This window comes from Enterobacter sp. N18-03635, assembly GCF_004006055.1.
GTDB classification, from domain to species: domain Bacteria; phylum Pseudomonadota; class Gammaproteobacteria; order Enterobacterales; family Enterobacteriaceae; genus Enterobacter; species Enterobacter vonholyi.
This window is the reverse complement of record NZ_CP034769.1, coordinates 2,974,263-2,989,059: the sequence shown is the minus strand read 5'-3', so window position 1 is coordinate 2,989,059 and position 14,797 is coordinate 2,974,263. Positions and strand designations below refer to the sequence as shown.

General features: G+C 55.9%; 14 protein-coding genes. All 14 read left to right on the top strand.

Translation table 11 applies throughout. The annotated features are described in order from the left end of the window. The first annotated feature begins 51 nt into the window (after window positions 1-51). Window positions 52-894, top strand: a complete 843-nt coding sequence (wcaA, locus tag ELK40_RS14995; RefSeq protein ID WP_023312403.1) for a colanic acid biosynthesis glycosyltransferase WcaA — start codon at window positions 52-54, stop codon at window positions 892-894. Further along, window positions 894-1,385, top strand: a complete 492-nt coding sequence (wcaB, locus tag ELK40_RS14990; protein ID WP_115875801.1) for a colanic acid biosynthesis acetyltransferase WcaB — start codon at window positions 894-896, stop codon at window positions 1,383-1,385. Before wcaA ends, wcaB begins: the two co-directional genes overlap by 1 nt. After that, window positions 1,382-2,599 (top strand): colanic acid biosynthesis glycosyltransferase WcaC, encoded by a 1,218-nt coding sequence (gene wcaC, locus ELK40_RS14985; protein ID WP_127731626.1) that lies wholly within the window; start codon window positions 1,382-1,384, stop codon window positions 2,597-2,599. Before wcaB ends, wcaC begins: the two co-directional genes overlap by 4 nt. Continuing rightward, the gene (gene wcaD, locus ELK40_RS14980) at window positions 2,574-3,794 is read left to right on the top strand and encodes a colanic acid polymerase WcaD (RefSeq protein ID WP_127731624.1); all 1,221 of its coding nucleotides are present in this window, start codon (window positions 2,574-2,576) and stop codon (window positions 3,792-3,794) included. The genes wcaC and wcaD overlap by 26 nt, the downstream gene beginning before the upstream one ends. Before the next feature lie 16 nt (window positions 3,795-3,810). Then, window positions 3,811-4,557, top strand: coding sequence for a colanic acid biosynthesis glycosyltransferase WcaE (gene wcaE / locus ELK40_RS14975; protein ID WP_008499420.1), 747 nt, complete (start codon window positions 3,811-3,813; stop codon window positions 4,555-4,557). Window positions 4,558-4,572: 15 nt separating this feature from the next. Beyond that, window positions 4,573-5,121 (top strand): colanic acid biosynthesis acetyltransferase WcaF, encoded by a 549-nt coding sequence (gene wcaF, locus ELK40_RS14970; protein ID WP_127731622.1) that lies wholly within the window; start codon window positions 4,573-4,575, stop codon window positions 5,119-5,121. A 24-nt stretch (window positions 5,122-5,145) separates the two neighbouring features. Further along, complete coding sequence (gene gmd, locus ELK40_RS14965) at window positions 5,146-6,267, top strand: GDP-mannose 4,6-dehydratase (RefSeq protein WP_127731620.1); 1,122 nt, start codon at window positions 5,146-5,148, stop codon at window positions 6,265-6,267. 2 nt (window positions 6,268-6,269) lie between these two features. Continuing rightward, window positions 6,270-7,235 (top strand): GDP-L-fucose synthase, encoded by a 966-nt coding sequence (locus tag ELK40_RS14960; RefSeq protein WP_024908102.1) that lies wholly within the window; start codon window positions 6,270-6,272, stop codon window positions 7,233-7,235. A 2-nt stretch (window positions 7,236-7,237) separates the two neighbouring features. Next, complete coding sequence (locus ELK40_RS14955; RefSeq protein ID WP_115875796.1) at window positions 7,238-7,717, top strand: GDP-mannose mannosyl hydrolase; 480 nt, start codon at window positions 7,238-7,240, stop codon at window positions 7,715-7,717. Then, on the top strand, window positions 7,714-8,937 hold the full coding sequence (gene wcaI / locus ELK40_RS14950) for a colanic acid biosynthesis fucosyltransferase WcaI (RefSeq protein ID WP_115875795.1): 1,224 nt from the start codon (window positions 7,714-7,716) through the stop codon (window positions 8,935-8,937). Before ELK40_RS14955 ends, wcaI begins: the two co-directional genes overlap by 4 nt. Before the next feature lie 3 nt (window positions 8,938-8,940). Next, a complete protein-coding gene (gene cpsB / locus ELK40_RS14945; RefSeq protein ID WP_111965778.1) occupies window positions 8,941-10,377 on the top strand; it encodes a mannose-1-phosphate guanyltransferase in 1,437 nt (478 codons plus the stop codon). Between the two features lie 111 nt (window positions 10,378-10,488). Next, window positions 10,489-11,859 carry a colanic acid biosynthesis phosphomannomutase CpsG gene (gene cpsG / locus ELK40_RS14940; RefSeq protein ID WP_127731618.1) on the top strand — a complete coding sequence of 457 codons (1,371 nt, stop codon included), beginning with the start codon at window positions 10,489-10,491 and terminating at the stop codon, window positions 11,857-11,859. A gap of 46 nt (window positions 11,860-11,905) precedes the next feature. After that, window positions 11,906-13,300: an undecaprenyl-phosphate glucose phosphotransferase gene (gene wcaJ / locus ELK40_RS14935; RefSeq protein WP_115875793.1), complete on the top strand. Its 1,395-nt coding sequence runs from the start codon at window positions 11,906-11,908 to the stop codon at window positions 13,298-13,300. 1 nt (window position 13,301) lies between these two features. Further along, a complete protein-coding gene (gene wzxC, locus ELK40_RS14930) occupies window positions 13,302-14,780 on the top strand; it encodes a colanic acid undecaprenyl disphosphate flippase WzxC (protein ID WP_044596701.1) in 1,479 nt (492 codons plus the stop codon). Window positions 14,781-14,797 lie beyond the last annotated feature (17 nt).

Sequence of the window (14,797 nt, the reverse complement as noted above, 5' to 3'; positions counted from 1 at the left end):
CTAACCCTCTCCCGAGGGGAGAGGGGCGGGGTGAGGGATCAGGGGAAGATCATGACCACACAACGCCCTTTAGTTTCAATCTATATGCCGACATGGAATCGTCAGCAGCTGGCGATCCGCGCAATCAAGTCGGTGTTACGTCAGGATTACGATAACTGGGAGCTGATCATCGTTGATGACTGCTCTTCCTCGTATGAACAGCTGCAAAAGTTTGTGACTGACCTCAACGACCCGCGGGTGGTCTATACCCACAACGCCATCAACTCCGGCGCTTGTGCGGTGCGTAATCAGGCGATTATGCAGGCCAAAGGGCAGTATCTCACCGGAATTGACGACGACGACGAATGGACGCCTAACCGCCTGTCTATTTTCCTGTCGCATAAAGAACAGCTGGTTACGCACGCTTTCCTGTACGCCAACGACTATGTCTGCCAGGGCGAGGTCTACTCGCAGCCCGCCAGCCTGCCGCTGTACCCGAAATCACCGTACTCACGCCGCCTGTTCTACAAGCGCAACATTATTGGTAACCAGGTATTCACCTGGGCCTGGCGCTTCAAAGAGTGCCTGTTCGATACCGAACTCAAGGCCGCGCAGGATTACGATATCTTCCTGCGCATGGTGGTGGAATACGGCGAGCCGTGGAAAGTGGAAGAGGCTACGCAAATCCTGCACATCAACCACGGGGAGATGCAAATCACCTCCTCGCCGAAGAAGTTCTCCGGCTACTTCCATTTTTACCGCAAGCACAAGGACAAGTTTGACCGTGCCAGCCGTAAATATCAGCTCTTTACCCTCTATCAGATCCGCAATAAGCGCATGAACTGGCGCACGCTGCTGACGCTGCTGTCCGTGCGTAACGGCAAGCGTCTGGCTGATGGACTTCGGGGGAAATAATGTTTCTGGAAGATTGCCGCGCTAACAGCTGGAGCCTGCGTCCGTGCTGCATGGTTCTGGCGTACCGCATCGCGCACTTTTGCTCGGTGTGGCGCAAGAAAAATGTGCTGAACAATATCTGGGCGGCACCCGTGCTGGTGCTGTACCGCATCATTACCGAATGCTTTTTTGGCTATGAAATTCAGGCCGCTGCCACCATTGGCCGCCGCTTTACCATCCATCACGGCTATGCGGTGGTGATCAACAAGTTCGTGGTCGCCGGGGATGATTTCACCATCCGCCATGGGGTGACGATTGGCAACCGCGGGCCGGACAGCCTGGCCTGCCCGGTTATCGGCAATAACGTCGAGCTGGGCGCGAACGTGGTGATCATCGGTGACATTACGATTGGTAATAACGTCACGATTGGTGCTGGCAGCGTGGTGCTGGACAGCATTCCGGATAACGCGCTGGTGGTGGGAGAAAAAGCCCGCGTGAAGGTGATTAAATGAACATTCTGCAATTTAACGTACGCCTCGCAGAAGGCGGGGCGGCAGGCGTGGCGCTGGATCTGCACCAGCGCGCGCTGCAAAAAGGACTCCAGTCTCGTTTTATTTACGGCTATGGCAAAGGCGGCAAGAAAAGCGTTAGCCACGATAATTTCCCGCAGGTGCATAAGCACACGCCGCGCCTGACCTCGATTGCTAACATTGCGCTGTTCCGTCTGTTTAACCGCGATCTGTTTGGCAACCTGAACACGCTATACCGCACGGTAACCCGTACCACCGGCCCGGTTGTGCTGCATTTTCACGTGCTGCACAGCTACTGGCTGAATCTGGAAGAGGTGGTGGCGTTCTGTCAGAAGGTGCAGGCCCACAAGCCCGACACCCGCTTTGTCTGGACGCTGCACGATCACTGGAGCGTAACCGGGCGCTGCGCGTTTACCGACGGCTGCGAAGGCTGGAAAAACAACTGCCAGAAATGCCCGACGCTGAGCAACTATCCGCCGGTGAAGGTGGATCGCGCGCATCAGCTGGTCGCCGGAAAGCGCCAGCTTTTCCGCGACATGCTGTCGCTCGGCTGTACGTTTATCTCCCCGAGCCAGCACGTGGCCGATGCCTTCAACAGCCTGTACGGGGCAGGGCGCTGTCAGATTATCAACAACGGCATCGACGTGGCGACGGAAGCCATTCTCGCCGAGCTGACGCCGGTGGCAGAAACCGCGGGCAAACCGAAAATCGCTATCGTTGCGCATGACCTGCGCTACGACGGGAAAACCAACCAGCAGCTGGTGCGCGACATGATGGCGCTGGGTGACAAAATTGAGCTTCATACCTTCGGCAAATTTTCCCCGTTTGAAGGGGCTTACGTGGTGAACCACGGGTTTGAAACCGATAAGCGCAAGCTCATGAGCGCGCTTAATGAAATGGATGCGCTGGTATTCAGTTCACGCGTGGATAATTATCCGCTGATCCTTTGTGAAGCGCTCTCCATCGGCGTGCCGGTGATTGCCACCCACAGCGATGCGGCACGTGAAGTGCTGGAAAAATCCGGCGGCAAAACTTTTGCCGAGCAGGAGGTTCTGCCGCTGGTTCAGCTGCCGAAGGCGCAGATCGCTCAGGCCGTTTTTGGCACTGACCTGGAATCGTTCCGCAACCGCAGCCGCAAGGCCTACAGTGGACAACAGATGCTGGAGGAATATGTCTCGTTCTATCAGAATCTGTAGTTATCTGCTGCTGCCGCTGATCTACCTGCTGGTCAACGTCAAAATTGCCCAGCTCGGCGAAAGCTTTCCGATAACCATCGTCACCTTCTTGCCCGTTCTGCTTTTGCTGTATGTCGATAAAATCAACCTTAAGAAGCTGATGATTGCCTTAGGGTTGGGCACGGGCCTGACGCTGTTTAACTACATCTTTGGCCAGTCGCTGGATGCCAGTAAATACGTCACCTCGACCATGCTGTTTGTTTATATCATTATTATTATCGGAATGGTCTGGAGTATTCGCTTCAAAACGATTTCTCCACACAATTATCGGAAAATCCTCAGGTTCTTTTATATTGCCGTTGCGTTAATTGTTATGCTTGCTGCCATGGAGATGGCGCAAATTATTCTTACCGGCGGCAGCAGCCTGATGGAGATAATTTCGAAATATCTCATTTACAGCAACAGCTATGTATTGAACTTCATCAAGTTCGGCGGGAAGCGTACCACGGCCCTCTATTTTGAACCGGCGTTTTTCGCTCTGGCGTTAATCTCAATTTGGCTCAGCATCAAACAGTTTGGTATCAAAACGCCTAAGACCGATGCTATGATTCTTGCAGGAATTGTTCTGTCTGGATCGTTCTCAGGGGTAATGACATTTATCCTCTTTTACCTGCTGGAATGGGCGTTTCAGTACCTGAACAAAGATGCGATTAAGAAAAAACTGCCGCTGGCGATTATCTCCCTGACGGTATTTATGGTGGGCGTGATATTTGCCTTCCCGTACATCTCAGAACGTCTGGGTGATTTGGGAACGGAAGGGTCTTCGTCCTATTATCGCATCATTGGACCGCTGGTGATGGTGGGTTATTCCTTAACCCATATTGATGGTGTAGTAAGATTCGGCTCACTTTACGAATATGTTGCATCATTCGGAATCTTTAACGGTGCGGATGTCGGTAAAACCATAGACAATGGTCTGTATCTGTTAATTATTTATTTTTCGTGGTTCGCCGTACTGTTGACGCTGTGGTATCTGTTTAAAGTTTTCAAAATGATGATTAACGCGTTTGGTGATAACCAGAACTTTCGCGTTCAGCTTTATCTGTTTACGCCGGTGTCGCTGTTTTTTACCGGGTCAATATTTAGCCCGGAATATGCTTTCTTGATTGTCTGTCCGTTTATTCTGCGCAAAGCGCTTAATATTACGCACGTATGACGAAATGAGGTGATTTATGTTTCTTAGCGTCATTACTGTCGCTTTTCGTAATTACGAAGGGGTGGTAAAAACCTGGCGCTCGCTGCGCAACCTGGCGCGCGATCCAAGCCTCACCTTTGAGTGGATTGTGGTCGACGGCGGCTCGAACGATGGCACGGCGGAGTTTCTGGAAAAACTCAACGGTGAGTTCAACTTACGCTACATCAGTGAGAAAGATAAAGGCATCTACGATGCGATGAACAAAGGCATCAATATGGCGCAAGGCCGTTATGCCATCTTCCTGAATTCGGGTGATATTTTCCATGACGACGTGGCGCTGTTTGCCCGTCAGCTGGCGCGCCAGAAAGAGGACGCCATGTATATTGGCGATGCGCTGCTTGATTTTGGCGACGGACATAAAGTGTGCCGCAGCGCGAAGCCGGGCTGGTATATCTACCATAGTTTGCCCGCCAGCCATCAGGCCATTTTCTTTCCGGTAAAAGGTCTGAAAAAACAGCCTTACGATTTGCAGTATAAAGTGTCATCCGATTATGCGCTGGCAGCCAGTCTGTATAAGTCAGGTTACCCGTTCCGCCGAATTAAAGGGCTGGTATCTGAATTTTCGATGGGCGGCGTGTCAACCTCGAATAATCTGGAGTTGTGCCAGGATGCGAAAAATGTACAGCGTAAAATATTACGCGTGCCGGGGTTCTGGGCGGAATTATCTTATTTTTTACGCGTGCGCACCACGAGTAAAACGAAAGCCTTATATAACAAAGCCTGAATATAAGGAAACATAATGCAGGATCTGAACGGTTTCTCCGTACCGAAAGGTTTTCGGGGGGCGGGCGGTATTAAAGTACAGCTATGGTGGGCCGTTCAGGCCACCTTATTTGCCTGGTCACCGCAAATACTGTACCGCTGGCGAGCATTTTTATTGCGCCTGTTTGGCGCAAAAATAGGAAAAAACGTAGTCATTCGGCCTTCGGTGAAAATAACCTATCCGTGGAAATTAACGCTCGGGGATTATGCCTGGGTAGGGGATGACGCGGTGTTATATACCCTTGGCGAGATTACGATTGGCGCAAATTCAGTGATTTCACAGAAATGTTATTTGTGTACCGGAAGCCATGACTTTATGAGTCAGCATTTTGATATTACCGCCTCGCCTATTGTGATTGGCGAAAAATGCTGGCTGGCAACGGATGTTTTTGTTGCACCGGGTGTTTCTGTTGGCGATGGCACGGTAGTCGGTGCCCGCAGCAGCGTTTTTAAATCGCTACCGGCAAATAAAGTTTGCCGTGGCAACCCCGCAGTGGTGATACGCGAACGCGTTGAAACTGATTAAATTCATAAGTAGAGGAATATAAACATGTCTAAAGTCGCTCTCATCACCGGCGTTACCGGGCAGGATGGTTCTTACCTGGCAGAATTACTGCTGGAAAAAGGTTATGAAGTACACGGTATTAAGCGTCGTGCGTCTTCTTTCAACACCGAACGTGTGGATCACATCTATCAGGATCCGCACGCGGCGAACCCGAAATTCCACCTGCACTACGGCGACCTGACCGATACCTCCAACCTGACCCGTATCCTGCAGGAAGTGCAGCCGGATGAAGTCTACAACCTGGGCGCGATGAGCCACGTTGCGGTCTCCTTCGAATCCCCGGAGTACACCGCTGACGTTGACGCCATGGGCACGCTGCGTCTGCTGGAAGCGATTCGCTTCCTCGGCCTCGAGAAGAAAACCCGTTTCTATCAGGCATCCACCTCTGAGCTGTACGGTCTGGTGCAGGAAATCCCGCAGAAAGAGACCACGCCATTCTACCCGCGCTCTCCGTACGCGGTGGCAAAACTGTACGCTTACTGGATCACCGTGAACTACCGTGAATCCTACGGCATGTACGCCTGTAACGGCATTCTGTTCAACCACGAATCCCCACGTCGCGGCGAAACCTTCGTGACCCGCAAAATCACCCGCGCTATCGCAAACATCGCGCAGGGTCTGGAGTCTTGCCTGCACCTTGGCAACATGGATTCCCTGCGTGACTGGGGCCATGCCAAAGACTACGTGAAAATGCAGTGGATGATGCTGCAGCAGGAACAGCCAGAAGACTTCGTGATCGCGACCGGCGTGCAGTACTCCGTTCGTCAGTTCGTTGAAATGGCTGCCGCACAGCTGGGCATCAAGCTGCGCTTCGAAGGCTCCGGCGTGGAAGAGAAGGGCATCGTGGTTTCCGTGACCGGCCATGACGCACCGGGCGTGAAGCCTGGCGACGTGATTGTGCAGGTTGACCCGCGCTACTTCCGTCCTGCTGAAGTAGAAACCCTGCTGGGCGACCCAACCAAAGCGCACGAGAAGCTGGGCTGGAAACCAGAAACCACTCTGCAGGAGATGGTTTCCGAGATGGTAGCCAAAGATCTTGAAGCAGCGAAAAAACACTCCCTGCTCAAGTCTCATGGCTACGAGGTTGCCATCGCGCTGGAGTCCTGAGAATGACAAAACAACGTATTTTTGTCGCCGGTCATCGCGGAATGGTGGGTTCCGCGATTGTCCGCCAGCTGGAACAGCGCGGTGACGTAGAGGTGATTGTCCGCACCCGTGACGAGCTGAACCTGCTCGACAGCCGTGCGGTACAGGACTTCTTTGCCAACGAACGCATTGACCAGGTGTATCTGGCGGCGGCGAAGGTGGGCGGTATTGTCGCTAACAACACCTATCCGGCGGATTTCATCTACGAGAACATGATGATTGAGAGCAACATCATTCACGCGGCGCATCTGCACAACGTGAACAAGCTGCTGTTCCTCGGTTCATCCTGTATCTACCCGAAGATGGCGAAGCAGCCGATTGCCGAGAGCGAACTGTTGCAGGGCACGCTTGAAGCAACCAACGAGCCGTATGCGATTGCCAAGATTGCCGGGATCAAGCTGTGCGAGTCCTACAACCGTCAGTACAACCGCGACTATCGTTCGGTGATGCCGACCAACCTGTATGGACCGCACGATAACTTCCACCCGAGCAATTCCCACGTGATCCCGGCGCTGCTGCGCCGCTTCCACGAGGCGACTGCCGAAAACGCCCCGGACGTGGTGGTGTGGGGCAGCGGAACGCCAATGCGCGAATTCCTGCACGTGGACGACATGGCTGCGGCCAGCATTCACGTGATGGAGCTGGATCGCGAGGTGTGGCAGGAGAACACCGAGCCGATGCTGTCGCACATCAACGTCGGTACCGGCGTTGACTGCACCATTCGCGAGCTGGCGCAGACCATCGCGCAGGTGGTGGGCTATAAAGGCCGCGTGGTGTTTGACGCCACGAAACCGGACGGCACGCCGCGCAAGCTGCTGGACGTGACCCGTCTGCATCAGCTGGGCTGGTATCACGAGGTGTCACTGGAGCAGGGTCTGGCCAGTACCTACCAGTGGTTCCTGGAAAACCAGCACCGCTTCCGGGGGTAACGATGTTTTTAAGTCAGGAAGATTTTGCCACGGTAGTGCGTTCCACTCCGCTCATCTCAATTGATCTGATTGTGGAGAACGAACGCGGCGAGTTCTTGCTGGGGAAACGAACCAACCGTCCTGCGCAGGGCTTCTGGTTCGTGCCCGGTGGGCGCGTGCAAAAGGATGAGACGCTTGCCGATGCGTTTGAGCGTCTCACTCTGGCGGAACTGGGTCTGCAGCTGCCGATGGCAGCGGGCCAGTTTTACGGGGTCTGGCAGCACTTCTATGACGATAACTTTTCAGGCACCGGGTTCACCACGCACTACATCGTGCTGGGGTTCCGCCTGAAGGTGAGTGAGGCAGACCTGCGTCTGCCTGATTCTCAGCACGACGACTACCGCTGGCAGACGCCAGAGGCGCTGCTGGCGAGCGACAATGTGCATGACAACAGTCGTGCCTATTTCCTCGCTGAACGTCAGTCCGGGGTGCCTGGCTTATGAAGATCCTCGTATACGGAATCAACTACTCGCCGGAATTAACCGGCATCGGGAAATACACCGGCGAGATGGTCGAGTGGATGGCGAGCCAGGGACATGACGTGCGGGTCATTACCGCGCCGCCGTACTACCCGGAATGGAAAGTGGGGGAGCGCTACTCAAGCTGGCGCTACCGTCGCGAAGAGGGCGCAGCGACCGTCTGGCGCTGCCCCCTGTATGTGCCTAAGCAGCCCTCGACGCTGAAGCGGTTGATTCATCTCGGCAGCTTTGCTCTGAGCAGCTTCTTCCCGCTGATGGCGCAGCGTCGCTGGAAGCCGGATCGCATTATCGGCGTGGTGCCGACGCTGTTTTGCACGCCGGGCATGCGCCTGCTGGGCAAACTCTCCGGCGCGCGCACCCTGCTGCACATTCAGGATTATGAAGTGGACGCCATGCTGGGCCTGGGGATGGCAGGCAAAAGCAAAGGTGGAAAGGTGGCGAAGCTCGCCAGCGCCTTTGAGCGCAGTGGCTTACACAACGTGGATTACGTCTCAACTATCTCGCGCTCGATGATGAACAAGGCGCAGGAGAAAGGCGTCCCGGCGGAGAAGGTGATCTTCTTCCCGAACTGGTCTGAAGTGGCGCGTTTTCGCGACGTGACTGAGCAAGACGCTCAGGCGCTGCGCGCGCAGCTCGGTTTGCCTGAAGATCAAAAAATCATTCTTTACTCAGGCAACATCGGCGAAAAGCAGGGGCTGGAGAGCGTGATCGAGGCGGCTCAACTGCTGAACGAACATCCATGGACGTTTGTGATTGTCGGGCAGGGCGGTGGAAAAGCGCGGCTGGAAAAAATGGTCAGCGAACGCGGCCTGACCAACGTGAAATTCTTCCCTCTGCAGTCTTACGAGGCATTGCCTGCGCTGCTGAAGATGGGCGACTGTCATCTGGTAGTGCAAAAACGCGGCGCGGCTGATGCGGTGCTGCCGTCCAAGCTGACCAACATTCTGGCAGTGGGCGGTAACGCGGTGATTACGGCCGAAGCCGAAACTGAATTAGGCCAGCTGTGTGACAGCTATCCGGGGATTGCCGTGTGCGTAGAGCCGGAATCGGTTCCGGCGCTGGTCACCGGAATAGAGCTGGCACTTGCCATGCCAAAAGTGAACACGGTGGCACGTGAATATGCCGAACGCACGCTCGAGAAAGAGAACGTGCTGAGCCAATTTATTGCAGATATACGGGGATAAATCATGAGTCAAACCACTTTGTATCCGGTTGTGATGGCTGGTGGCTCTGGTAGCCGGTTGTGGCCGCTGTCCCGCGTGCTCTATCCAAAACAGTTCCTCTGCCTGAAAGGGGATCTCACCATGCTGCAGACGACGGTGAACCGTCTCCACGGCGTGGAGTGTGAAAGCCCGGTGGTGATCTGTAACGAACAGCACCGCTTTATTGTTGCCGAGCAGCTGCGTCAGCTGAACAAACTTACAGAAAACATCATTCTGGAGCCTGCCGGACGCAACACTGCGCCAGCGATCGCCCTGGCGGCGCTGGCGGCAAAACGCAGCAGCCCGAACTGTGACCCCCTGATGCTGGTGCTGGCGGCAGACCATGTCATCCAGCAGGAAGAGGCCTTCCGCGACGCGGTGCGTGCGGCCATTCCTTACGCTGAAAACGGCAAGCTGGTAACCTTCGGCATCGTGCCGGATCTGCCGGAAACCGGCTACGGATACATCCGTCGCGGCAACGTGACGCCGGGTGAAGGCGACAGCGTGGCGTTTGACGTGGCGCAGTTCGTTGAAAAACCGAATCTGGAAACCGCGCAGGCGTATGTCGCCAGCGGTGAGTATTACTGGAACAGCGGGATGTTCCTGTTCCGCGCCGGACGCTATCTGGAAGAGCTGAGCAAATATCGCCCGGATATTCTGCACGCCTGCGAAAAAGCGATGGCGGTGGTGGACCCGGATCTCGACTTCATCCGCGTGGATGAAGAGGCGTTCCTCGCCTGCCCGGAAGAGTCGATTGACTACGCGGTGATGGAACGCACGGCAGACGCCGTTGTGGTGCCGATGGATGCGGGCTGGAGCGACGTGGGCTCCTGGTCCTCCCTGTGGGAGATCAGCGCCCATACCCCGGAGGGTAACGTCCACCACGGCGATGTCATTAGCCACAAAACGGAAAACAGCTACGTCTACGCCGAGTCCGGCCTGGTCACCACGGTTGGGGTGAAGGATCTGGTGGTGGTCCAGACCAAAGACGCGGTGCTTATTGCTGACCGTAACGCCGTGCAGGACGTTAAAAAAGTGGTGGAGAAGATCAAGGCGGATGGACGCCATGAGCACCACATTCACCGCGAAGTCTACCGTCCGTGGGGTAAATATGACTCCATCGACGCAGGCGACCGCTATCAGGTGAAACGCATCACCGTGAAGCCGGGCGAGGGGCTGTCGGTGCAGATGCACCATCACCGCGCCGAGCACTGGGTGGTGGTTGCGGGTACCGCTAAAGTCACTATCGACGGTGAAGTCAAACTGCTGGGCGAAAACGAGTCCATCTATATTCCGCTGGGGGCGACGCACTGTCTGGAGAACCCGGGGAAAATTCCTCTCGACTTAATTGAGGTGCGCTCCGGCTCGTATCTGGAAGAGGACGATATCGTGCGCTTCCAGGACCGCTACGGGCGGGTGTAGCACTCTGCATTATGCCCGGTAGCGTTACGCTTACCGGGCCTGCGAATGACAAAAAAATCAATTTGGCCATTTAGTGGTCAGGGCCGACTGTTGCCTGAAAAAGGGGTCATCATGGAAAAATTAACCTGTTTTAAAGCCTACGATATTCGCGGCAGGCTGGGCGAAGAGCTGAATGAAGATATCGCGTGGCGCATTGGCCGCGCGTACGGCGAATACTTAAAACCGCAGACCATCGTGCTGGGCGGCGACGTGCGTCTGACCAGCGAATCCCTGAAGCTGGCCCTGGCGAAAGGGCTGCAGGATGCGGGCGTGGACGTGCTGGACATCGGCCTTTCCGGAACCGAAGAGATTTACTTTGCCACCTTCCACCTGGGCGTGGACGGCGGTATCGAAGTGACGGCCAGCCACAACCCGATGGACTACAACGGGATGAAGCTGGTGCGCAAGGGCGCCCGTCCTATCAGCGGCGACACCGGCCTGCGCGACGTGCAGCGCCTGGCGGAAGCCAACGATTTCCCGCCGGTGAACGAGGCGAAGCGCGGCAGCTACAAAAAAATCAACCTGCAGAAAGAATACATCGACCACCTGCTGGGCTACATCAACGTGGCAAACCTGAAGCCGCTGAAGCTGGTAATTAACTCCGGCAACGGCGCGGCCGGCCCGGTTGTCGATGCCCTGGAGGCGCGCTTTAAGGCCCTGAACGTGCCGGTGACCTTCGTGAAAGTGCACAACACCCCGGACGGCAACTTCCCGAACGGTATTCCTAACCCGCTGCTGCCGGAGTGCCGCGACGACACCCGCAACGCGGTGATTGAGCACGGTGCGGACATGGGCATCGCCTTTGACGGTGACTTCGACCGCTGCTTCCTGTTCGACGAGAAAGGGCAGTTCATCGAGGGCTACTATATTGTCGGCCTGCTGGCGGAAGCGTTCCTTGAGAAAAACCCGGGCGCGAAAATCATTCATGACCCGCGCCTTTCCTGGAACACCGTCGACGTGGTGTCAGCGGCGGGCGGCACGCCGGTGATGTCCAAAACCGGCCACGCCTTCATCAAAGAGCGCATGCGCGAAGAAGACGCCATCTACGGCGGCGAGATGAGCGCCCACCACTACTTCCGTGACTTTGCCTACTGCGACAGCGGGATGATCCCGTGGCTGCTGGTGACCGAGCTGCTGTGCCTGAAGGGACAGACGCTGGGCGAGCTGGTACGCGACCGTATGGCGGCGTTCCCGGCGAGCGGGGAGATCAACAGCAAGCTGGCGGAGCCGGCCGAGGCGATTGCCCGCGTGGAGCAGCACTTTGCGATTCACGCGCTGGAAATTGACCGTACCGACGGCATCAGCATGGCGTTCCCGCAGTGGCGCTTTAACCTGCGCTCGTCCAATACCGAGCCGGTGGTGCGCCTGAACGTGGAGTCCCGTGCTGACACGGCGCTGATGGAAGCCCGAACGAAGGACATTCTGGCGCTGTTGAATCAGTAATACTTGCCCCTCCCGGTGGGAGGGGGAACCGAATACAGGAACAACGATGACGAATCTAAAAAAACGCGAACGAGCGAGAACGAATGCATCGTTAATCTCTATGGTGCAGCGTTTTTCTGATATCACCATCATGGTCGGTGGATTGTGGGCGGTGTGTCGGATCGGCGGGCTGCCGTTCTTATACATGCATCTGCTGATGGCCCTGATTGCGCTGGTCGTGTTTCAGATGATTGGCGGAATGACCGATTTTTACCGCTCGTGGCGCGGCGTGAAAATGACCACCGAACTGATGCTGCTGCTGCAGAACTGGACCCTCAGCCTGATCTTCAGCGCAGGCCTGGTGGCGTTCAGCCATGATTTTGATAATCGCCTCGTCACCTATCTCTGCTGGTATTTAATAAGCAGCGTCGGCATGGTGGTGTGCCGTTCTCTAATCCGCTTCGGTGCGGGCTGGCTGCGTAACCGCGGCTATAACCGTCGCTTCGTTGCCGTAGCAGGCGATCTGCCGGTTGGTAAGGTTCTGCTCGACAGCTTCCGCAAAGAGCCGTGGTTAGGGTTTGAAGTGGTCGGGATTTACCACGATGCGAAGCCGGGCGGCGTGCCGTCGGACTGGGCGGGCAATTACGAACAGCTTATTGAAGACGCGAAAGCCGGTAAAATTCACAACGTCTACATCGCCATGCAGATGAGAGACGAATCCCGCATTAAGCAGCTGATGCGCGAGCTGGCGGACACTACCTGTTCGGTGATCCTCATCCCGGACGTCTTTACCTTCAACATCCTTCATTCACGCATTGAAGAGGTGAACGGCGTGCCGGTGGTACCGCTGTACGACACCCCGCTGTCGGGCATTAACCGCGTGCTCAAGCGCGTGGAAGATATCGTGCTCTCCTCGCTGATTTTACTGCTCATCTCCCCGGTGCTGTGCTGCATTGCCCTGGCGGTGAAGCTGAGCTCTCCCGGCCCGGTTATTTTCCGCCAGACCCGCTACGGTATGGACGGTAAGCCGATTATGGTGTGGAAATTCCGCTCCATGAAGGTGATGGAAAATGACAAGGTGGTGACCCAGGCGACGCAGAACGATCCGCGCGTCACCCGCGTGGGGAACTTCCTGCGCCGTACCTCGCTGGATGAACTGCCGCAGTTTATCAACGTCTTTACCGGCGGAATGTCGATTGTTGGCCCGCGTCCGCACGCGGTGGCGCATAACGAGCAGTACCGCTCGCTGATTGAAGGCTACATGCTGCGCCATAAGGTGAAGCCGGGCATTACCGGTTGGGCGCAGATCAACGGCTGGCGCGGCGAAACCGACACGCTGGAAAAAATGGAAAAACGCATCGAATTCGATCTGGAGTACATCCGTGAATGGAGTATCTGGTTCGATATCAAGATTGTTTTTCTGACCATCTTCAAAGGTTTCGTGAACAAAGCGGCGTACTAAGATGAGCTTACGTGAAAAAACCATCAGCGGGGCGAAGTGGTCAGCGATGGCGACCATCGTCATCATTGGCCTCGGCCTGGTGCAGATGACCGTACTGGCGCGCATCATTGATAACCACCAGTTCGGCCTGCTGACCGTCTCGCTGGTGATTATCGCGCTGGCCGATACGCTGTCTGATTTTGGTATCGCCAACTCGATTATCCAGCGCAAAGAGATCAGCCATCTTGAGCTGACCACGCTCTACTGGCTGAACGTGGGACTGGGGATTTTCGTGTTCGTGCTGGTATTCCTGCTGAGCGACACCATCGCCAGCGTGTTGCACAACCCGGATCTCGCTCCGCTGATGCGCACGCTGTCCTTTGCTTTCGTGGTGATCCCGCACGGGCAGCAGTTCCGCGCGCTGATGCAGAAAGAGCTGGAGTTCAACAAGATCGGCATGATCGAGACCAGCGCCGTGCTGGCGGGCTTTACCTTTACCGTCGTGAGCGCCCATTTCTGGCCGCTGGCGATGACCGCAATCCTGGGATACCTGGTTAACTCTGCCGTGCGTACGCTGCTGTTCGGCTACTTTGGCCGCAAAATTTACCGTCCCGGGCTTCATTTCTCTCTTGCGTCCGTCTCGTCCAACCTGCGCTTTGGCGCGTGGCTGACGGCGGACAGCATCATCAACTATGTGAATACCAACCTGTCGACGCTGGTGCTGGCGCGTATTCTTGGCGCGAGCGTGGCGGGGGGCTATAACCTGGCCTACAACGTCGCGGTGGTGCCGCCGATGAAGCTGAACCCGATAATCACCCGCGTCCTGTTCCCGGCGTTTGCCAAGATTCAGGACGACACCGAGAAGCTGCGCGTCAACTTCTACAAACTGCTTTCCGTGGTGGGGATTATTAACTTCCCGGTGCTGCTGGGGCTGATGGTGGTTTCCAGCAACTTCGTGCCGCTGGTGTTTGGCGAGAAGTGGAACGGCATCATCCCGATCCTGCAGCTGCTGTGCGTGGTGGGGCTCCTGCGCTCCGTGGGGAATCCGATTGGTTCCCTGCTGATGGCAAAAGCGCGCGTGGATATCAGCTTTAAGTTCAACGTGTTCAAAACCTTCCTGTTTATTCCGGCGATTATCGTCGGCGGGCATATGGCGGGCGCCATCGGCGTCACGCTGGGCTTCCTGCTGGTGCAGATCGTCAATACCGTTCTGAGCTACTTCATCATGATCAAGCCGGTGCTGGGCTCCAGCTACCGTCAGTACATCCTGAGCCTGTGGCTGCCGTTCTATCTCTCGTTGCCGACCCTGGCGGTGAGCTACGGCCTGGGCATCATCCTCAGCGGTCACCTGCCGCTGGCCGCGCTGCTGGCGGTGCAGGTTGCCGCGGGCGCGCTGGCATTTGGCGTGATGATTGTGCTGTCACGCAATGCGCTGGTGGTGGAGATGAAGCGCCAGTTTTGCCGTAACGAAAAAATGAAAACGCTGCTTCGCGCAGGCTAGTTATTTAAGAGGCCATT

What these genes read in the sequence shown, in the direction of transcription:
- wcaJ (WP_115875793.1), top strand. Translation starts at nt 11,906, where the DNA reads ATGACGAATCTAAAAAAACGCGAACGAGCGAGAACGAATGCATCGTTA.
- cpsB (WP_111965778.1), top strand. Translation starts at nt 8,941, where the DNA reads ATGAGTCAAACCACTTTGTATCCGGTTGTGATGGCTGGTGGCTCTGGT.
- wzxC (WP_044596701.1), top strand. Translation starts at nt 13,302, where the DNA reads ATGAGCTTACGTGAAAAAACCATCAGCGGGGCGAAGTGGTCAGCGATG.
- wcaD (WP_127731624.1), top strand. Translation starts at nt 2,574, where the DNA reads ATGTCTCGTTCTATCAGAATCTGTAGTTATCTGCTGCTGCCGCTGATC.
- wcaC (WP_127731626.1), top strand. Translation starts at nt 1,382, where the DNA reads ATGAACATTCTGCAATTTAACGTACGCCTCGCAGAAGGCGGGGCGGCA.
- wcaI (WP_115875795.1), top strand. Translation starts at nt 7,714, where the DNA reads ATGAAGATCCTCGTATACGGAATCAACTACTCGCCGGAATTAACCGGC.
- wcaF (WP_127731622.1), top strand. Translation starts at nt 4,573, where the DNA reads ATGCAGGATCTGAACGGTTTCTCCGTACCGAAAGGTTTTCGGGGGGCG.
- wcaB (WP_115875801.1), top strand. Translation starts at nt 894, where the DNA reads ATGTTTCTGGAAGATTGCCGCGCTAACAGCTGGAGCCTGCGTCCGTGC.
- ELK40_RS14955 (WP_115875796.1), top strand. Translation starts at nt 7,238, where the DNA reads ATGTTTTTAAGTCAGGAAGATTTTGCCACGGTAGTGCGTTCCACTCCG.
- ELK40_RS14960 (WP_024908102.1), top strand. Translation starts at nt 6,270, where the DNA reads ATGACAAAACAACGTATTTTTGTCGCCGGTCATCGCGGAATGGTGGGT.
- wcaE (WP_008499420.1), top strand. Translation starts at nt 3,811, where the DNA reads ATGTTTCTTAGCGTCATTACTGTCGCTTTTCGTAATTACGAAGGGGTG.
- cpsG (WP_127731618.1), top strand. Translation starts at nt 10,489, where the DNA reads ATGGAAAAATTAACCTGTTTTAAAGCCTACGATATTCGCGGCAGGCTG.
- wcaA (WP_023312403.1), top strand. Translation starts at nt 52, where the DNA reads ATGACCACACAACGCCCTTTAGTTTCAATCTATATGCCGACATGGAAT.
- gmd (WP_127731620.1), top strand. Translation starts at nt 5,146, where the DNA reads ATGTCTAAAGTCGCTCTCATCACCGGCGTTACCGGGCAGGATGGTTCT.